At 70.9% G+C, this 19462-nt stretch carries 11 protein-coding genes and 1 tRNA gene; 7 read left to right on the forward strand and 5 right to left on the reverse strand.

Features of this window, described 5'->3' with window-relative positions; all coding sequences use genetic code 11:
• Nucleotides 1–10 precede the first annotated feature (10 nt).
• The 4 genes from POL25_RS09135 to POL25_RS09150 form a co-directional block, all read right to left on the reverse strand.
• Nucleotides 11–3187 (reverse strand): efflux RND transporter permease subunit, encoded by a 3177-nt coding sequence (locus POL25_RS09135; RefSeq protein ID WP_272085540.1) that lies wholly within the window; start codon nucleotides 3185–3187, stop codon nucleotides 11–13.
• Entirely contained in the window at nucleotides 3184–6795 is a 3612-nt protein-coding gene (locus POL25_RS09140) for an efflux RND transporter permease subunit (protein ID WP_272085541.1), read from the reverse strand. The genes POL25_RS09135 and POL25_RS09140 overlap by 4 nt, the downstream gene beginning before the upstream one ends.
• Nucleotides 6796–6798: 3 nt before the next feature.
• Nucleotides 6799–8016, reverse strand: coding sequence for an efflux RND transporter periplasmic adaptor subunit (locus POL25_RS09145; RefSeq protein ID WP_272085542.1), 1218 nt, complete (start codon nucleotides 8014–8016; stop codon nucleotides 6799–6801).
• Between the two features lie 156 nt (nucleotides 8017–8172).
• Complete coding sequence (locus POL25_RS09150) at nucleotides 8173–8901, reverse strand: HAD family hydrolase (RefSeq protein ID WP_272085543.1); 729 nt, start codon at nucleotides 8899–8901, stop codon at nucleotides 8173–8175.
• Between the two features lie 160 nt (nucleotides 8902–9061).
• Here POL25_RS09150 and POL25_RS09155 point away from each other — a divergent pair, with 160 nt between their 5' ends.
• From POL25_RS09155 to POL25_RS09185, 7 genes are all read left to right on the forward strand, one after another.
• Nucleotides 9062–10270, forward strand: coding sequence for an FHA domain-containing serine/threonine-protein kinase (locus tag POL25_RS09155; RefSeq protein ID WP_272085544.1), 1209 nt, complete (start codon nucleotides 9062–9064; stop codon nucleotides 10268–10270).
• 232 nt (nucleotides 10271–10502) lie between these two features.
• Nucleotides 10503–10576, forward strand: a tRNA-Pro gene (locus tag POL25_RS09160).
• Nucleotides 10577–10860: 284 nt separating this feature from the next.
• Complete coding sequence (locus POL25_RS09165) at nucleotides 10861–12432, forward strand: vWA domain-containing protein (RefSeq protein ID WP_272085545.1); 1572 nt, start codon at nucleotides 10861–10863, stop codon at nucleotides 12430–12432.
• A gap of 59 nt (nucleotides 12433–12491) precedes the next feature.
• On the forward strand, nucleotides 12492–14768 hold the full coding sequence (locus POL25_RS09170) for an RCC1 domain-containing protein (RefSeq protein ID WP_272085546.1): 2277 nt from the start codon (nucleotides 12492–12494) through the stop codon (nucleotides 14766–14768).
• A gap of 355 nt (nucleotides 14769–15123) precedes the next feature.
• Nucleotides 15124–15870 (forward strand): hypothetical protein, encoded by a 747-nt coding sequence (locus POL25_RS09175; RefSeq protein ID WP_272085547.1) that lies wholly within the window; start codon nucleotides 15124–15126, stop codon nucleotides 15868–15870.
• A gap of 65 nt (nucleotides 15871–15935) precedes the next feature.
• Nucleotides 15936–17399 carry an NCS1 family nucleobase:cation symporter-1 gene (locus POL25_RS09180; RefSeq protein WP_272085548.1) on the forward strand — a complete coding sequence of 488 codons (1464 nt, stop codon included), beginning with the start codon at nucleotides 15936–15938 and terminating at the stop codon, nucleotides 17397–17399.
• Between the two features lie 221 nt (nucleotides 17400–17620).
• Nucleotides 17621–18334, forward strand: coding sequence for a hypothetical protein (locus tag POL25_RS09185; protein WP_272085549.1), 714 nt, complete (start codon nucleotides 17621–17623; stop codon nucleotides 18332–18334).
• Between the two features lie 142 nt (nucleotides 18335–18476).
• Here the strand turns inward: POL25_RS09185 and POL25_RS09190 are convergent, their stop codons facing one another.
• On the reverse strand, nucleotides 18477–19457 hold the full coding sequence (locus POL25_RS09190) for a peptidyl-prolyl cis-trans isomerase (RefSeq protein WP_272085550.1): 981 nt from the start codon (nucleotides 19455–19457) through the stop codon (nucleotides 18477–18479).
• Nucleotides 19458–19462 lie beyond the last annotated feature (5 nt).

A 19462-nucleotide genomic window follows, 5' to 3' on the forward strand; every position in this document is an offset into this window, starting at 1 on the left:
CTATCACCGTTCAGCGGCGGCGCCACAACACGCGGCGGGTCCACTCGCTGGCGGCGATCCGGAGGTCGTCGAAGTAGGTGTACGCGACCGGCACGACCACCAGCGTCAGCACCGTCGCGGTCGTCATGCCGCCGACGAGGGTCTTGCCGAACGGGCCGTAGTCGAGGCCCTCGCCGTTGGGGGTGGTGAACGCGAGCGGGATCATGCCGCCGACGGTCGTCAGCGCGGTCATCAAGATCGGGCGGAACCGCTGCATGCCGGCCTGGACGATCGCCTCCTCGCGCGACAGCCCCGAGGCGCGGGCGCTGTTGATGAAGTCGACCAGGACGATGCCGTTGTTGACCACCACGCCGAGCAGCAGGAGGATCCCGATCACCGCCAGGGCGTCGATCGGCGAGCCGGTGAGCATCAAGAACCACCACACGCCGATGAACGACAGCGGGATCGACGGCAGCACGCTCATCGGCAGGATGAAGCTCTCGAACAGGAAGCCCATCACCAGGAAGATGAAGGCTGTCGAGAGCACCATCGCCCCGACCATGTCGTTGCGCAGGGTGTCGGTCTCGCGCGTGTCGTGGTCGGCGTCGAAGCTGATGCCCGCGGGCAGGCGGTAGGTGGCGATGAACTTGCGCAGCTTGTCCATCACCTCGAGCCGGCCCTCCTCGGCCAGCTCGAGCCGGATCATCGCCGCCACCCGCTTGTCGTTGCGGATCAGCGCCTGCTCGCCCTTCTGCACCGTCATCTCGGTCAGCACCCGCACCGGCACCACCGTGCCCGGCTTCTTCTCGCTCGGGACCTTGAACTCGAGCAGCTCGCCGAGCTGCTCGCGGTCCTCCTTGCGGTAGCGGATCCGGACCTCGATCTCGCGGTCCTCGGTGGCGCTCTGGAACCGCGGCAGCACCTGCCCGCGGATCGCGTAGGCGATCGAGCTGGCGATGTTGCCGGCCGGGATGCCGAACCGCTCGGTCATCGTCCGGTCGACCGCCAGCGCCAGCTCGTCGCGGCGGACCGCGTCGGCGCCGCGGTTCGACACCCCGAGCACGCCCGGCTGCAGCAGCAGCGCCGTCTGCAGCGCCTCGCGGGCCTCCTGCACCGAGCGGTGGTCGTCGCCGTACAGCGTGACCATGAAGGTGTTGTCCTGGCCGCCGTCGGCCCCGCCGAAGCGGGCCTCCTTCACCCAGCCGGGCCGGCTGGGCATCTTGTCGTAGACCTCCTGGCGGACCTCGTTGAACGGGCGCTCGCCGGGCTGCTGCGGCTCGAAGAACACCTGCACCTGGGCGAAGCTGCCGTCGAAGCCGATGTACTGGCCGGAGATCCGGTAGTCGTCCTTGACCGCCGCGATCGACCGCTCGACGTCGCCGAAGAAGGCCTCGGCCTCCGGCTTGGTGACGTCGGACGGCATCGAGTAGTAGGTCCAGAAGTTGCGCGTGCCCATGTTCTCGCCGTTCGAGAACTTGACGTGCTGCATCGGGATGGCGCAGGTCGCCAGCAACAACAGCAGCGACGGGATCACGACGTCGATGCGCCGCCGCAGGCTGCCGCGCAGCAGCGCCCCGTACCACCCGTTGAGCCGCCCGAGCGTGGCCGCGTACAGCCGCCCCATCCACTGCTTCCACCACACGTCGACCGCCAGCACGGCGCGCCAGCGCTCGCCCCGGCGGCGCAGCGGGTCGGCGTCGCCGAGGGCCATGGCGCTCGTCATCGGCACCAGCACCAGCGCCACGAACAGGCTGGCCAGCAGCGACACGCACACCGGCGTGACCATGCGGATCATGAAGAACTGCGTCGGCCCCGAGCTCAGCAGCGCCGCCGGGGCGAACACGATCATCGTCGTCAGCGTCGCCAGCGTGATCGGCAGCGCCACCTCGGAGCCGCCGTGCAGCGCCGCCGCGTACGGGCCCATGCCGCGCTCGCGGTAGCGGTCGATGTTCTCCGCGACCACCACCGAGTTGTCGACCACCAGCCCGACGCAGATCATCAGCCCGAGCAGCGAGATGATGTTGATCGACTGGTCGAGGAAGTACATCACCGGCAGCGACAGGAAGATCGACAGCGGGATCGAGGCGGCGATCAGCAGCGTCAGGCGGACCCGGCGCAGGAAGAACAGCAGGACCACGATCGCCAGCGCCCCGCCCTGCAGGCCCGAGCTGGTGACCTGGTTGAGCGAGTAGCGGATCGCGTCGCCCTGCATGAAGAAGTCCTTGACGGCGAAGCCCGTCAGCGCCGGCTCGTGCACCGCCGCCTCGACGGCGACGCGGATCTTGTCGCAGACCTCGACGGTGTTGGCCTGCGACTCCTTGAGCACGAACAGCACCATCGACGGGCGCCCGTTGAAGCGGTCGATGCGGTCGCTCTCGGGGTAGTCGTAGACGACGTCGGCGATGTCCTTGAGCCGCAGGCTCTTCTGGCCGACGATCGTGTCCTCGAGCTGCTGGACGGTCTGGTAGGTGGCGAGCGAGCGGACGACGAAGCGCCCGTCCGGATCGCGGATCTCGCCGCTGGCGAGGTTGAAGTTGGCCTGCGACAGCTTCTGCGCCAGCGAGAAGATGTTGACCCCGGCGGCCTCGGCGAGCGGCCGGTTGAGCTCGATGCGGATCTCGCGATCCTCTTTGCCCCAAAGGTTGACGAGGGCGACGCCGTCGATGCGCTCGATGGCGCGGACCAGGTGCTTCTGCACCTTGTCGCGCGGCAGCTCGATCGACTCGTCCCAGGTCACGCTGTAGAACGCGACCGGGATGCCCGCGCCCGACTGCTTTTGGATCCGCACCCGCTGGACGTCGGTCGGCAGCTCCGGCCGCGCGCGCGCGACCCGGTCGCGGACCTCGCGGTAGGCGACGTCCATGTCGGTGTCGCCCTCGAACACCAGCGTCACGCTGGCGCGGTCGGCCCGCGAGGTGGCGCTGATCTCCTCGAGCCCCGGCGTGGTCGCCAGCGACTGCTCGAGCGGCCGGGTGATCCGGTCCTCGATGTCCTGCGCGGTCGCGTTCGGGTACGGCACCTCGATCATCAAGAACGGCGCCGAGAAGCCCGACGGGATCAGCTCGAGCGGGATGCCGAAGAACGCGACGACCCCGATCACGACCGCGCTGAGCAGCGCCATCAGCATCGTCACCGGCCGCACCAGCGACAGGTGGACCATGCCGTTGTCGCGCAGCTCGGACCCCGGGACCGACGACGGCGCGCTCATGACTTCGGCACCTCGACCTCGGGCGCGAGCTGCTCCGGCGTCACCGCCCGCGTCTCTCGCAGCAGCTTGACCTCGCGCGGCTCGGGCACGCCGCCGCCGAACACGCGGTCGACCCCGGCGTAGATGGTCGGGATCACGACCAGCGTCAGCAGGGTCGAGAAGCTGAGGCCCGCGATCACGGTGATCGCCATCGGCGTGCGCAGCTCGGCGCCGTCGCCGAGCCCCAGCGCCATCGGCACCAGGCCGAGCACGGTCGTCAGCGTCGTCATCAAGATCGGCCGCAGGCGCACCTGCCCGGCCAGCGCCAGCGCGTCCTCGGTGCTGTGCCCGCGCTCCTTGAGCTGGCCGGCGTAGTCGACCAGCACGATCGCGTTGTTGACGACGATGCCCGCCAGCAAGATGAGCCCGAGGATCACCAGCACGCTGACCGGCACGTCGAGCAAGAGCAGCGTCCAGACCACCCCGACCAGCGCCAGCGGGATCGAGATCAGGATGATCATCGGGTACATCAGGCTCTCGAACTGCGAGGCCATGATCACGTAGACGAGGAAGATCGAGAGCCCGAGCGCGAGGTACAGCGAGCGCGACGAGGTCTCCCACTCCTCGCTCTGGCCGGTCACCGCGGTCGTCACGCCGGCCGGCAAGCTCAGCTTGGCCAGCCGCTCGTCGATCTCGCGCGCGGCGCTGCCGAGGCCCGAGCCGGCCAGGTTGGCCGAGACCAGGCCGACGCGCTGTTGGCCAATACGCCGGATCTCGTTGGGCCCGCGCCCGAGCGTGATGTCGGCGACCGCGGACAGCGGCACCGGCCGCGCCTGGCCCGGGTTGACCACCAGGTCCTCGAGCTCGCGCACTGTGGCGGTGTCGATGTCCTTGAGCCGGACCCGCACGGGGATCTTGCGGTCCTTGCGGTTGTACTTGGTGGCCTCGAAGCCCTGGACCTTGTTGCGCACCAGCTCGGCGACCGAGCGGATGTCGAGGTTGAGCCGGGCCAGCGCGTCGCGGTTGTAGACGATCTGGACCTCGGGGCTGCCCGGCAGGATCGACGACTTGACGTCGCGCAGGTCGGCGATCTGGGCCAGCTCCTCGCTGACCCGGTTCGTCGCCTCGCCCAGCTCGTCGAGCTCGTAGCCGCGCACCTGGACCTCGATCGGGGTGGCGAACGAGAACAGCACCGGCCGCGTGACGTGCACGATCGCGTCCGGGACCGCCTGCATCAGCGGCCGGATCACCGCCAGCGCCGCCGCCTCGGCCGCCGCCGGGTCGACCTGCTTGGTGGGCTTCGCCTGTCCTTCGGGACCTGCCCCTTCGGACGTGTCCTTTGCACCCTGTCCTTCGGGACCTGTCCCTTCGGTCTTGGCCGCCGGCGCCGCCCGCCGCTCGCCGAGGGCGACGCGCAGGCGGGCGGTGTGCTCGCCGCGCTCGCCGGCCTCGCTCGAGTCGCGCTGGCTGCCGATGGTGGTGATCAGCGTGCGCAGGTCGGGGATGCTGGCCAGCAGCTGGCGCTCGAGCGGCGCGGTGGTCTCGTTGGTGGCGAGCAGCGGCGTGCCGACCGGCAGGCTCATCTCGACCGTGAACTCGCCCTGGTGCAGCTCGGGGATCAGCTCGCTGTCGAGCCGCGGCGCCGCCCACACCGTGGCCGCGCCGGCCCCGAGGATCAGCGCGTAGACGACGATGCGGTTGCGCAGGCTCCAGCGGATGAGCTTCGGGTAGCCGGCCTCGAGCAGCCGCAGCAGCCCGTCGAACAGGAACAGCACCGGCATCAGCGGCCAGCGCAGCAGCCAGCCGAGCCACCGCACGGCCCGCACGGAGGCGAAGCTCAGCAGCAGGAACAGCGCGGTGAACAGCTTGCCGAGCAGCTCGAACACGAAGTGGAGGACGAAGCGGATCGCGCCATAGACGACCGGCACGAGCGTGAGCCACCACCAGCGGGGGCGGATCGCCCGCCGGAGGTCGCGCAGCGACTCCCAGTCGCGCCACAGCCGGCCGAGCGAGCGCCAGAAGCCGACCGCGGGCTTCTCGTTGGACGGCGGGCCGCCGACGAACCGCCGCGACGCCAGCATCGGGATCAGGAACAGCGCCACCGCCAGCGAGGCGAGCAGGCTGAACACCACCGTCAGGCCGAGGTCGCCGAACATCTGCCCGGCGATGCCCTCGACGAACACCATCGGGAAGAACACCGCGACGGTGGTCAGCGTCGACGAGACGACGGCGCTGCCGACCTCGGCGACGCCGCGCACGGTGGCGCGGATGTAGTCGTCGCCCTCCTCCTTGCAGCGGTGGATCGACTCGAGCACGACGATCGAGTTGTCGACCAGCATGCCGATGCCGAGCGCCAGGCCGCCCAGGCTCATGATGTTGAGCGAGACCCCGGCGATGTTGAGCGGGGCGAAGGTGACGAGCACCGAGATCGGGATCGAGACGGCGACGATGAGGGTGGTCTTCAGGTCACGCAGGAACAGGAACAGGATGATGACGGCGAGGACGCCGCCCGACAGCGCGGTGCCGCGGACCTCCTCGATGCTCGACTCGATGAACTTCGAGCGGTCGGTGAGGATGTCGACCTGGGCCCCGTACTCCTTGAGGATGCGCGGCTGGACCCGCTGCTCGACGGCGGCGGTGACGCGCGCGGCCATGTCGACGATGTTGGCGTCGGCCTCCTTGTGGACCTCGATCTCGACCGCCTCGTGGCCGTCGACGCGGGTGATCACGTCGCGGTCCTTGAAGCCGCTCGAGACCTCGGCGATGTGCCGGAGCTTGATGTCCCTGCCGTCGCGCGAGACGACCACGAGGTCGCGGATGTCGTCGAGGTCGCGGAACTCGTTGACGGTGCGCACCAGGTAGCGCGTCCGCCCGTCGCGCATGCTGCCGCCGGCGAGGTTGATGTTCTCCGCCTGCAGCCGCTTGATGACGGTGTCGATGTTGATGTTGGTGCGGCGGAGCTGGTCCTCGTCGAGCCGGACCTCGATCTCCTCCTCGAGGCCGCCCTTGACCTTGACCGCGGCGACGCCCTCGAGCGGCTCGAGCAGGCGGCGGATGTCGCGGTCGGCGATCCGGCGCAGGTACTTGAGCCCGACCGAGCCGGCGAACGCGTCGTCACCCTCTTCGGCCGTGGCCGGCGAGTGGATCGAGAGCGTCAGCACCGGATCGAGCGTGGGGTCATAGCGCAGGATCAGCGGCTGCTTGATCTCCGTCGGCAGCGTCGGCTTGATCGCGTCGATCTTCTCGAGGACATCCTGGTTCGCCTCGTCCATGTCGGTGTCCCAGGCGAACTCGAGGATCACGTCGCTGTAGCCACCGCGCGACACCGAGTCGATGCGCGTCAGCCCCGTGACCACCCCCAGGATCTCCTCCATGGGCCGAGACACGTTGTTCTCGACCTCCGCCGGGGCCGCGCCGGGGTACTCGGTGCGGACCGTCAGGCGCGGATAGCTGATGTCGGGCATCAGGTTCAGCGGCAGCAGGCGGACGCTGAACGCGCCGAACACCACCACCGCGAGGAACACCATCAGCACCGCGACCGGTCGCGTGACCGTGAAGCGGTAGCGCTCCATCTCGCGGGCCCTGGCCGCCAGCAGGAGGTCGCCGGACTCCGGACGAACGGGCTCCACGGCTCAGCCCTCCTTGGCGGCAGTCTTCGGGGCGTCGGCCGCGGCCTCGGCGGGCTTGTCGTCGCCCGCGGGCTTGGCCTCCGCGGGCTTGTCGGCGGGCTTGTCGGCGGGCTTGGCCTCGCCTTCGGGGCGGCCTTGCATGTCGACGCGGGCGATCTTCGCCCCGTCCTTGAGGCCCGTCTGTCCGGCCACGATCACCGCCTCGCCGGGCCCGAGGCCCTTGAGGATCTCGACCCGCTCGGCGTCCTGCAGCCCGAGCTCGACGCGCACGCGGCGGGCCTGCTCGCCCTCGGGCACGAACACGTAGGTCTGCTCCTCGTCGTGGACGATCGCGCCCTTCGGCACCAGCGCGACGTCCTCGCGGTGGTCGACCGTCAGCGTGACCTCGGCGTACATGCCCGGGAGGAAGCCCTGGGCGCCGGCCAGCTCTTGCGGCAGCGCGACCGTCATTTTCACGGTGCCGGTGCCGGCGTCGACCGTCGGCGAGATCCGCAGGACCTTGCCGACGCCCTTGCGGCCCTTCGCCGCCTTGCCGAGCACCAGCGCCTCCTGCCCGACCTTGACGCGGTCGAGCTCCTTCTCCGGCACGAACACGCGGGCCACCAGCGTGTTGAAGTCGGTCACCTGCAGCAGTTCGGCGCCGTTGGTGACGAAGCCGCCCTCGGTCACCTTGCGCACGGTGACCGTGCCCGAGAACGGCGCCGTCACCTTGGTGTTCTTCATCTCGCGGGTGCGGTCGCGCAGGTCGAGCTCGGCGATGTCGAGCTGGTTGCGGGCCTTCTGGAACTCTTCGTGGCCGAGCACGCGCTCGTTGTAGAGCTGCTCGATGCGCTGGAAGTCGGTCTGCGCCTTGGCCAGCGAGGTGTTGGCGCGCAGCAGCGAGTTGGCCTGGGCGTCGAAGCGGATCCTCGCCAGCACCTGGCCTTCCTTGACCTTGTCGCCCTCCTCGACCGTGAGGTCGACGAGCCGGCCGACCGACTCGGAGTGGACGGTGACCTGGCGTTCGGCCTCGATCGTGCTGGCGGCCGAGATCGTCGCCGTGATCGCGCCGCGCTCGACGGTGCCGACGACCACCGGGCTCGGTTGCTCGACCACTTCTGCGTCCGCGGCCTTCTTTTCGACCCCGCCGGCGCTGGCCTGGCAACCGAGCGCGAGCGCGAGCGAGAGCGCCAACCAATGACGCGACGGACGGATCCTCGTGGGGGCGGGCGAACTCAGCATGTCCAGGCCTTACGCCTCGCGGCATAGCACGAAAGCGAAGAGATCGCCGCGGACTCCCGCAGCGCTCTCGCGGTCGATGCATCGCGCAGCGGAGGGCTGCGACCTCCGCAGCGCGCGCCTGGTTTCATCCGCCGACGAATTCTCGCGTAGGGGCCCTCACGCCCCGGCAGCCAGCGCCGCGAGCACGACCTCGGCCATCTCGACGAAGCCGGCGCCCTCGCGCGCCGCGGTGATGAATTGGGGGGCTTCGGGCAGGTACGGCAGTTGCTCGGCGATGTCGGCGGTCCCCACCGTCGCGCCGAAGCGGCCGCCGACGAACAGGCCCGCGTCGTTCGGCGCGTCGCCGATCGTCACGATCGCCCGCGGGTCGAGCCCGAGCTCGGTCGCCATCTGCAGCACCGCGGCGCCCTTGTCGGGCACCGACTCGGCCAGGTGCACATGCACGTTCGACCACACGAGGTGCACGCCCATCTCGGCGGCCAGGTCGCGCAGGCGGACCAGCTCGGGCTCCTCGCGGCCGTCGCGTTCGAAGGCGATGTCGCCCAGGCGGCAGAAGTCGTCGCCGGTGAGGCGCAGGCGGGCGTCGTGCTCGGCGTTGAGGCGCTCGCCGACCTGGCGCAGGCGCGGCTTGTCGGTCGGCCTGCCGAGCCAGCGCGGCGCGCGGTCCGGGATCACCTCGAGCAGGCCGTTCTCCGCCAGTCCACGCGTGACGCCGGGCAGGTAGCGGCACAGCCCCGTGACTTCACCCGCCGGCCGGCCCGACACCGGCATGACCGCGACCCCCGCGGCGACCAGGCGGGTGATCGCCGCCAGCGCCGCCGGATCCAGCTTCCCCGCCCGGGTCAACGTTCCGTCGACGTCGGTCGCAATCAGCGCAGGCCGCACGGACGGCCTCAGGCGCGAAATCGGCGTAATTTCCGGGGCTTTACCCGATGTGCCTTCGGGGGGGGGGTGGCTCGGCAGGTGTGTGTTCATGGGACCGGCGGCTCGTTCGCGGGCCCCCTTGCTGTCTCGCGGGGCCCTCGTGATAGTTTTCGTGCGGGCTATGGCGCTTGTACTTCAACCCGGGGATGTCTACGCCGGAAACATCAAGATCCTGCGGGTCCTCGGCAGCGGCGCCTTTGCGAGCGTGTACAAGGTCGAGGTCCGTGGCTACGACAAGCCGCTCGCGCTGAAGCTCACGCGCGAGCCGGTGACCTCGGGCGACCAGGCCCAGCGGGCGCTCCGCGAGATCACGATCTTGCGGTCGCTGACCAACCCGCACGTGGTGCGCACCTTCGACTGCGGCCTGCGGCCTGACGGCCACGTGTACATGTTGATGGACTACCTCGAGGGCCAGACCCTCAACACGTGGCACAAGTTCGACCAGCCGCTGCACCCGGCGCAGGCGGTCACGATCGTGCACCAGGCGTGTCTGGGGCTGGCCGAGCCGCACGCGCAGGGCATCGTCCACCGCGACGTCAAGCCCGAGAACATCTTCGTCCAGGACAACGGCCAGATCAAAGTCCTCGACTTCGGCCTGGCGCGCTCGTGGGACGGCAAGAGCGTGATCGGCATGAACGCGACCCAGATCCACATGGTCGTCGGCACGCCGCACTACTGTCAGCCCGAGCAGCTCAAGACCCGCGTGCTGTCGCCGGCGAGCGACGTGTACAGCCTGGCGACCATCCTCTACGAGCTGTTGTCGGCGCGCTCGCCGTTCCACGGCGACCGCCCGCTCAACGCCGTGCGCGAGGAGTACCGCGAGAAGCCGGTGCGATGGTTGCACGCGCACGCGAGCATGGCGGTGGTCCCGATCGACAAGCACGAGGGCTGCGAGAACCTGCCGCGCACTTTGGTGAAGGGGCTCATGGCCTCGCTCGACAAGGAGCCGGAGCGGCGGCCGCACGACGCCGGGGTGCTGGCCAACATCCTCGGCGAGGTGCTGCACCGCGAGCTCGGCATCCCGGTGGCGGCGACCTTGCGCCTGCGCTGGCCCGAGGGCGGCGTCGAGGAGCGGATGTTCTTGCCCGGCAGCTACCGGATCGGCAGCGGCGAGCGCTGCGAGATCATGCTGCCTGACCACCACTCGCAGCACATCCGTCGCGTCCACGCCGTGCTCGAGTGGAGCGGGATCCCCAACCATCCCTTCCTCCGGCCGATCATCGGCGACGGCTCCGTGCGCGTGAACGACACCCCGGTCCAGCGCCCTGTCGAGCTCGAGGAGAACGACAAGATCTGGGTCGGCCCCTACGAGATCTCGATCGTCACCTGAGGGCGGGGCGCTCGCCGGCCCGGTTTTTACGGTGTTCGGCGCGCCCACGAGCCGTCCTGGCGACGCGATCTCCCGCTCGCTGGCCCGCGATCGGCTGCTCCGGCGCGGCGGCCGTCGCGCTTGCCCCGATCCTCGCGTCTGAGCCCGTTTGGCCGCCGTAGCCGGCGCGTTTCATCACGTTTTTCCCTTTGACACGGACGCCTCGTTTCCGCTATCTAGCCGGCCTCCTCTTCGGGGTGTAGCGCAGCCTGGTAGCGCACCTGGTTCGGGACCAGGGAGTCGGAGGTTCAAATCCTCTCACCCCGACAACAAAAGTGAGCAGGCCCGCGGTCGCAAGACCCGGGCCTTCTTGCTTTGGTCCGCGCGACGCGAGCCTCGCCGCGAGCGCGAGGACGGTGAGCTTGCGAGCGGGCGCGCTCGAGTCTGCGGAATTCGAAGCGAGCCTTGCGGCGACCGAGCGCGACATGTCGGCGCGCTTCGATCTGCGACCAGTCTCTTCGAACATGTCCCGACGGACATTTGATTCCCGCGCGCCCGCGCGCCCCGCCGGCCTGTAAGAGCCCGTCGCGGCCCGGCGTTGGGGCGGCTGCATGACCCGCACGCGCCTCGTCCCCCTCGCCGTCCTGCTGCTCCTCACCCCCGCCTGCGCGAAGCGGGCCGGCTACCACAGCGACGCCGCCGGGGGCTACGGCGCGACCGCGACCGCCGCCATGGAGGCGCCGAACAGCGAGAGCTACGCGCACGTCGCCGAGAACGCGTTCAAGCGGGTCGCCGACGACCCGCTCTCGACCTTCTCGATCGACGTCGACACGGCCTCTTACAGCAACGTGCGTCGCTTCCTCGAGGACGGCCAGCTGCCGCCGGCCGACGCCGTCCGCATCGAGGAGATGATCAACTACTTCTCGTACGCCTACCCCGAGCCCGCGGGCGCGCAGCCGTTCTCGGTGCGGACCGAGGTCGCGGCCTGTCCGTGGAACGACAAGGCGCGGCTGGTGCAGATCGGGATCAAGGGCAAGTCGCTGGCGCCGGCCGAGATCCCGCCGCGCAACCTGGTGTTCCTGCTCGACGTCTCGGGCAGCATGGCGAGCCCCGACAAGCTGCCGCTGCTGCAGCGCTCGCTGACGATGCTGGTCGCCGACCTCCGCCCGGTCGACAGCGTCGGCATCGTCGTCTACGCCGGCGCCGCGGGCGTCGTGCTCGAGCCGACCTCCGACCGCGACGCGATCGTCGCTGCCATCGATCGGCTCTACGCCGGCGGCGCGACCAACGGCGGCCAGGGCATCGAGGCCGCCTACGCCTTGGCCCAGCGGTCGTTCCGCAAGGGCGGCATCAACCGCGTGATCCTGGCGACCGACGGCGACTTCAACGTCGGCGTCAGCAGCGAGGGCGCGCTGCAGCAGCTCATCGAGCGCAAGCGCGACAGCGGCATCTTCCTGTCGGTCCTCGGCTTCGGCACCGGCAACGTCAAGGACAGCACGATGGAGCTGCTGGCCGACAAGGGCAACGGCAACTACGCCTACATCGACGGCCTGCAGGAGGCGCGCAAGGTCCTGGTCGAGCAGGCCGGCGCCACCCTCGTCACGATCGCCAAGGACGTGAAGATCCAGGTCGAGTTCAACCCGCTCGCGGTCGGCGCCTACCGCCTCGTCGGCTACGAGAACCGCATGCTCGCGCACCAGGACTTCAACGACGATCGCAAGGACGCCGGCGAGATCGGTGCCGGTCACACCGTCACCGCGCTCTACGAGGTCCTGCCGCCCGGGGCCGAGGGCGCGGTGCCCGGCGTCGATCCGCTGCGCTATCAACGGCCCGCGTCGGCGGCCGCGACCGGCAGCGGCGAGCTCATGCACGTCAAGCTGCGCTTCAAGCCGCCCGAGGGCGACGACAGCCAGCTGCTCACCATGCCGGTCGCCGACCCCGGCAGCGCCCTCGACGCGGCCTCCGACGACCTCAGGTTCGCCGCCGCGGTCGCCATGTTCGGCATGAAGCTGCGCAACTCCGAGCACGCGAAGGCCATCTCGTACCGGCAGATCCGCGGCCTCGCCGAGGGCGCTCTCGGCCCCGATCCGCGGGGCTATCGCCGCGGCATGCTGGCCCTGCTCGGCCTCGCCGCCGGCCGCCAGGGCGAGCCGCTCGAGGCGCCTGTCGGCGTGGCCCGCTGAGCCCGCGAGCGCCCCGCGATTTGCGGCCGCCCGCCGCCCGGCCCGGGCATACTCGCCGCATGCGCCGCTCCCCGCGCGCCCTCGGCCTCGCCGCGGGCCTCCTCGCCCTCGCCGCCTGCGCCACCGGGCCGCGCGGCTACCCGACCGCCCCGACCCCGACCGGCGCCAATCAACCTGGCCCTTCGAACACGTCCCCCGGGACAGGTCCTTCGCAACCCGCCCCCAGCAACAACCACACCGGCCCCGACCCCGCGGTCGCCGTGGCTGCCGGCGGCCTCCACACCTGCGCCGTGCTGCGCTCCGGCGCGGTCGACTGCTGGGGCCGCGGCGCCAGCGGCGAGCTCGGCGACGGCAACCTGCGCGACAGCCCGCGGCCGGTGCGGGTGGTCGGCCTCGGCGAAGTCATCCAGCTCGCGCTCGGCGACCAGCACAGCTGCGCCCTCGTGCGCGGCGGCCAGGTCCAGTGCTGGGGCAGCAACGGCGCCGGTCAGCTCGGCGACGGCGCCGGCCGGCCCGGGGCCCAGAGCGCCCGCCCCACCCCCGTGCGCGGGCTCGCCGACGCCGTCGCCATCGCCGCCGGCCCGAGCCACACCTGCGCCGCCCGCAAGACCGGCCAGATCGCCTGCTGGGGCGACAACCGCCACGCCCAGGTCGGCGACCTCAGCCGCCAGGTGTGGGTCTCGCCCGCGCTGGTCCCCGCGGTCACCAACGCCGCCGAGGTCGCCGCCGGCGCGCGTCACACCTGCGCCAGAGTACAGGGCGGAAAGGTCATGTGCTGGGGGACAGGTTCTCACGGACAGCTCGGCGATCGCGGCAGCGCCCGCGCGCCCGGCCTGGTCCCCGGGGTCGAAGGCGTGCAGGCGCTGGCGGCCGGCCAGGGCCACACCTGCGCGCTCAAGGCCGGCGGCGGCGCGCTGTGCTGGGGCGCCGGCTTCGGCAAGCTGCCGGTCGACATCAGCGGCGTGTCCGGGGCCGTGGCTCTGACCGCCGGCGAGGCCCACACCTGCGCCCGCACCAGCGACGGCGCTGTCCGCTGCTGGGGCGACAACGCCAACGGCCAGCTCGGCGACGGCACCAGCGAGGACCGCAAGGCCGGGGCCGCGGTCGTCGGCCTCACGCAGGCCGTCAGCGTCGCCGCCGGGGCCGACCACACCTGCGCCGCCCTGCGCGGCGGCGGCGTGGTCTGCTGGGGCAGCAACGGCGCCGGCGCGCTCGGCAACGGCGTCGCCGGCGAGGAGACCGAGGGCGTCGCCGTCAGCGTCCGCAACCTCACCGGCGTCAGCGAGATCGCCAGCGGCGACGACTTCTCCTGCGCCCTGTCCGGCGGCGCCGTGCAGTGCTGGGGCGCCGGCAACATGGGCCAGCTCGGCGACGGCTCGCAGGGCGACCGCGGCGGCGCCGACGACGTCACCGGCATCGAAGACGCGGTCCAGATCGCCGCCGGTCGCAACCACGCCTGCGCCCGCCGCAAGTCCGGCGCGGTCGCGTGCTGGGGTCAGAACGGCCGCGGCCAGCTCGGCGACGGCAGCAAGCAGACCCGCAGCCGCCCGGTCGCGGTCGCCGGACTGAGCGACGCGGTCGAGATCGGCGCCGGTCGCGACCACACCTGCGCCCAGCGCAAATCGGGCCAGGTCGTGTGCTGGGGCCGCGGCGCCGAGGGCCAGGTCGCGGTCGGCAAGATCGAGGACGCCGACCGACCGACGATCGTCGCCGGGTCGTTCGGACAGGTCACGCAATTCGCGATGGGCGAGGTCCACAGCTGCGCGCTGCAGTCGAACCGGATCCCGCTGTGCTGGGGGCAGAACCGCTGGGGCCAGCTCGGCAACCTCGTCGGCGTCGGCACCCAGACCGGCCAGGCGGTGGTCCCGGTGATGAAGCTGCTGCCGGCCGAGGAGGTCACCGCCGGGGCGCTTCACACCTGCGCCCGCATCACCAACGGCGAGGTCTATTGCTGGGGTAACACCGACGACGGCCAGCTCGGCGCCGGCCTCACGATCGCCTCGGTCGCGCGCGTGCGCGTCAAGGACGTGCGCGGCACGATGGCGATCGCCGGCGGCGAGGCGCACACCTGCGCGGCGGTGGCCGGCGGCCAGATCTACTGCTGGGGTCGCGACAACGCCGGCCAGCTCGGCGACCGCGGCACGCAGCTGCAGCGGTTCCCCGTGGCCGGCCCGCGCATCGACGGCACCATCCGCCTCAGCGCCGGCTCCGAACACACCTGCGCCCTGCGCCAGAACGGCCGCGTGCTGTGCTGGGGCAGCAACCAGCGTGGCCAACTCGGCGGCGGCACCGGCAGCCAGACGACCACCCCGACCGCCGTGGTCGACATCCCGTAAATCCGATTAAATGGACATGTCTCGAGAGACATGTCCTTTAGGACATTCTTGATGGGACATGTCGCCATGGACATGTCTTTATCGACATGTCCTTCATGTCCGGAGGTCACCGCCCCTGCAGTCACGCGCCGGCGCCTCACGACGCGGGCGTGCTCATCGCTCTATGCGCCGACTCGCGCGCGGCCGCGCTCGGCGGATCACGAGCGGCGACGGAGCCACGCTCGGCGGGCTCGCCGGAGGATCACGAGCGGCTACCGACGCAGCGCCGTGAGCGGCGGAACCCACGGTGGGCGAGCGGCCTGCGGGTCGCTGCGTCGGCATGGACACGCGGCCGGCCTGCGCGCATCCTCCCGACATGCGCATCACGCTGCTTACCTTACCTGTCCTTTCGACCATCCTCGCATGCGGCCCTGAAGCCCCGGGCGACAGCGAGACCGAGCCCGGCACCACGGGCACAGGCACCGCGGGCACCACTGACTCGGGGACGGCCTCGAGCGACTCGGTGTCGGCCACCGAGCCGCCCGCGACCACCGACGCCCTGCCGACCACCGGCCCCGAGACCTCCACCTCCGGGCCCGTCGAGACCACCACCTCCGGGCCCGTCGAGACCTCCACCTCCGGGCCCATCGAGACCACCTCCGGTCCGGTCGAGACCACCACCTCCACCACCGTCGATCCCTCGACCACCACCACCGGCGAGACCGACGGTGCGCCCGGCTTCGAATTCGCCGTTCAGTTCTGGGCCGGCGGCCTCGATCACCTCACCCTGCGCATGGCCGCCCTCAAGGACGACTACTGCGTCGAGATCCAGTTCGCCCGCCCCGGCGGCTCCGAGTTGCCCGGCCTGACCCTCCCGACCGACTGGTGGTACCAGGGCGCCACCGTCTCGCCGGGCGTCGTCGACTGCCTCGACTTCATGGCTTCGCTGCCGCCCGGGGCCTTCGCCGACAGCATCGCCGGCTCCGCCGCCTGGACCACCGACTCGTTCTGCCCGTCGACGCTCGACGCGTTCGAGCTCCTGCTCGAGTTCCCGCAGGATGAGCCATGGGTGCCCGCCGATGTCCAGGTCTTCGGTGGTCCCGTCGCCGTCTCCGGCTGCTGAGCCGACGACCGCCGTTCCGCGGCCCCGCTCCCTCCGCCCTGCGGCGGGCTGATAGCATCGCCGTCATGCCCACGCAGGAGCAGGACGGCCTCGTCGAGCTCGCGAGCCCGCCCGACGACGACGCCCTCCGCAACGCCGATCTCGACCCGACGCCCCGCAGCGCGCGCACGTGGAACCGCTGGAGCCTCGCCGCCTTGTGGGTCGGCATGAGCGTGTGCGTCCCGACCTACGTGCTCGCGGCCTCGCTGATCAAGAGCGGCATGAACTGGTGGCAGGCGATGCTCACCATCCTGCTCGGCAACCTGATCGTGCTGGTGCCGATGATCCTTTGCGGCCACGCCGGCACCCGCTACGGCATCCCGTTCCCGGTGTTCGCGCGGGCCGCCTTCGGCACCCAGGGCGCGCACATCCCCAGCCTCGCGCGGGCGCTGATCGCCTGCGGGTGGTTCGGCATCCAGACCTTCATCGGCGGCCAGGCCATGTCGCAGCTGATCGGCCTGCTGTGGCCCGCGTGGCACGACCTCGGCGGCGGCGGCACCTTCATCGGCCTGTCGCTGCCGATGTGGCTGGCCTTCCTCGGCTTCTGGCTGCTCAACGTCGTGTTCGTCTACAAGGGCACCGAGTCGATCAAGTGGCTCGAGAACCTGGCTGCGCCGTTCCTCATCGTCGTCGGCTTCGCGCTGCTGTGGTGGGCCCAGAGCCGCGCCGGCGGCCTCGGTGCGATCCTCGTCGGCTCGCAGGCGCTCGTCCAGGGCCAGGAGGACATGTCCTCCTGGACGTGGTTCGTCCAGGTGTTCTTGCCCGGCCTCACCGCGATGGTCGGCTTCTGGGCCACGCTCTCGCTCAACATCCCCGACTTCACCCGCTACTGCCGCAGCCAGCGCGAGCAGCTGTTGGGCCAGCTCTACGGCCTGCCCACCACCATGCTGCTGTTCTCGTTCATCGGCGTCGCCGTCACCTCGGCGACCGTGATCCTCTACGGCGAGGCGATCTGGGACCCGGTCGAGCTGGTGGTGCGCATGTCCAAAGAGACAGGTTCGACCCTGCTCGCCGTGCTCGCCATGCTCACCCTCGCGGTCGCCACCCTCTCGACCAACATCGCCGCCAACGTGGTCGGCCCCGCCAACTCGCTGGCCAGCGCCTTCCCGCGGGCCCTCGATTTCCGCCGCGGCGGCCTGGTCGCCGCGGGCCTCGGGATCGTCGTGTGCCCGTGGCTGCTGCTCGACGTCTATCAGGCCTGGCTGGTCAGCTACTCCGGCCTGCTCGGGGCCGTCAGCGGGGTGCTGCTCACCGACTACTGGCTGATCCGTCGCACCGAGCTCGACCTCGCCGGCCTTTACCGCTCGCAGGGCCCCTACACCTACCGCCGCGGCTTCAACCTCGACGCGATGCTGGCGCTGGCCGTCGGCGTCGCGGTGGTCCTGCTCGGCAAGCTGGTACCTGGCCTCGAGTTCCTGTTCTCGGGCGCATGGTTCTCCGGCTTCGCCGCCTCGGCCGCGGTCTACCTGGCCCGCACGCGCAGGTCATAGCGTCGCGCTCGACGCGTCCGCGTGCCATCGCTAGCCCCGCGAAGCGCTCCGCGCCGTGATGCCTTGCGAGCCGGTGGGTGCTCGCCTCGCGCGAGACAACCACGGTCGACGCGAGTAAACGCCGCCCGTCTCCGCGTGACCACGGGCTTCCGCGCGCCACGTGCCCGCTGCGCGCGGGCCTGCGCGCTCGACACCGCTGCGCCGTCTTCTATACTGCCCGCATGCGAACTTACCTTTACGTGCTCCCGTTCACCTCGATGCTCGCGGCCTGCAGCAGCGGCGGCGGCGACTGCGGCTCGAGCTTCCGCTGCGACCAGCTCCCCGAGTCGGCCACCGCCACCGAGGGCACCGGCACCGCCACCGACGACTCGACCGGCACCGCCACCGAAGACCCCACCGGCACCGGCACCAGCACCTCGGAGACCGGCACCTCCGAGCCTGGCACCACCGCCGAGACCACCTCCGAGACCGGCACCACCGCCGAGCCCGGCACCACCGCCGAGACCTCCGAGTCCGGCACCAGCGAAGGTTCCTCGACCGGCGAGACCACCGGCGGTCCGCTCGTCGAGGGCCCCGCCAGCCACGGTGAGTCGTGCGCGCCCAACGACGGGGTCGCGGTCGAGTTCAAGATCGATCTGGCCGAGCGCGCCTGCGACAGCGACTGGCCCGAGGACGTCCCGCTGTTTCGCATCGTCCTGTTCAAGTCGATCGCGGAGCTCGAGCTCGGCCCGCACCAGCTCGCCGGTGAGGGCGGCTTCGCCTGGTACGACGACGGTGACGGCACGCCGGAGAACACCGACCAGGGCAACGTCCTCATCCAGGAGATCACCGCCGACGGCCTGCGCGGCACCTACGAGGTCACGCTGCCCGACAACACCGTGCTGAGCGGCGCGTTCGACTCGATCTACTGCCCGCAAGACATCCTGTGCGGATGAACATGCTCTGAAGGACATGTGCGAACGAACATGCCCGTTCGCACATGTCCCGGAGTGGCGCACTGCGGTGCGCCACCGTCACGGCGTGGGGGCTTCCCCGCCGAACTGGCCCCGCGCGGCTACCCGCCCGCCGACCCCGGCCTCACAGCCGCTGGTCGATGTGCGTCTTGGCCCGCAGGCTCGAGCGCAGGTCTTTGACCGCGCGGGCGAACGACTCTTGCTCGAGCTGCATGCGGATGCGCTCCTTGGCCTGGTCGAACGGCAGCACGTTGCCGGTGTCGTGGCGGACCACCTTGACCACCAGGAACCCCTGGCCGGTCTCGAGCGGGCCCACCGTCTCGCCGACGCGGGCGGCGAAGATGGCGTCCTCGATGGTCGGGGCGACCTCGCCGCGCGACAGCGTCGCCTTCGGCTCGGTGATCTGGAACTCCTGCGCCAGCGCCAGCGGGTCCTCGCCCGAGCGCATGCGGCGGGCGACCGCCTGGGCGTTGGCGTAGGCCGCGTCGCGGGACTTGGCCGTCTGCTCCTCGGGCGTGAACACGAAGCGCAGCAGGTCGGCCTTGATGTCGACCCCGCGGACCATCTTGCGGTACTGCTCGCGGATCTGGGCGTCCGTCACCGACGTGTTGGCCAGCGCGCGGGTGGTCTGGTACACGAGCAGCTGGTCCTTGGTGTCCTGCAGGTAGTCGTTCCAGTTGCCGTACTGGCCGCTCTGCTCGACCGCCTCGCGCAGCTGCTTGGTGTTGGAGAACCCGTTCTCCTGCGCGATCTGCTGCAGGTAGCGGTCGACGTCGGCGTCGGTGATGCTGATCTGGAAGCGCGAGGCCTCCTTCTTGATCAGCTGTTGGTCGATGAGCTCGTCGAGCGCCTGCGTCCGCGCCTCGCGGGTCGCCATCTCGATCTGCTGCTGGGTCGGGTTGCGCCCGTACTTCTGCAGCGCCTCCTGCATGAGCGGCGAGCTGGCGACCAGGGTGTCGAGCTGGCTCAGGAGGATGATCTCGTCGCCGACCACGGCGACGATCTTGTCGAGCACGAGCCCCTCCGCGCGCGCCGGCCCCGAGCCGACCGCCAGCGAGGCGAACCCGGCGACCACGAGCGCTGCGACGCGTGCGACCCTGCGCATGCGAC

Source organism: Nannocystis bainbridge (genome assembly GCF_028368995.1).
GTDB classification, from domain to species: Bacteria; Myxococcota_A; Polyangia; order Nannocystales; family Nannocystaceae; genus Nannocystis; species Nannocystis bainbridge.

Excerpts from the sequence above, each read along its gene's own strand:
- POL25_RS09135 (WP_272085540.1), bottom strand. The coding sequence starts at position 3,187 with ATGAGCGCGCCGTCGTCGGTCCCGGGGTCCGAGCTGCGCGACAACGGC.
- POL25_RS09145 (WP_272085542.1), bottom strand. The coding sequence starts at position 8,016 with ATGCTGAGTTCGCCCGCCCCCACGAGGATCCGTCCGTCGCGTCATTGG.
- POL25_RS09155 (WP_272085544.1), top strand. The coding sequence starts at position 9,062 with ATGGCGCTTGTACTTCAACCCGGGGATGTCTACGCCGGAAACATCAAG.
- POL25_RS09165 (WP_272085545.1), top strand. The coding sequence starts at position 10,861 with ATGACCCGCACGCGCCTCGTCCCCCTCGCCGTCCTGCTGCTCCTCACC.
- POL25_RS09170 (WP_272085546.1), top strand. The coding sequence starts at position 12,492 with ATGCGCCGCTCCCCGCGCGCCCTCGGCCTCGCCGCGGGCCTCCTCGCC.
- POL25_RS09175 (WP_272085547.1), top strand. The coding sequence starts at position 15,124 with ATGCGCATCACGCTGCTTACCTTACCTGTCCTTTCGACCATCCTCGCA.
- POL25_RS09180 (WP_272085548.1), top strand. The coding sequence starts at position 15,936 with ATGCCCACGCAGGAGCAGGACGGCCTCGTCGAGCTCGCGAGCCCGCCC.
- POL25_RS09185 (WP_272085549.1), top strand. The coding sequence starts at position 17,621 with ATGCGAACTTACCTTTACGTGCTCCCGTTCACCTCGATGCTCGCGGCC.
- POL25_RS09190 (WP_272085550.1), bottom strand. The coding sequence starts at position 19,457 with ATGCGCAGGGTCGCACGCGTCGCAGCGCTCGTGGTCGCCGGGTTCGCC.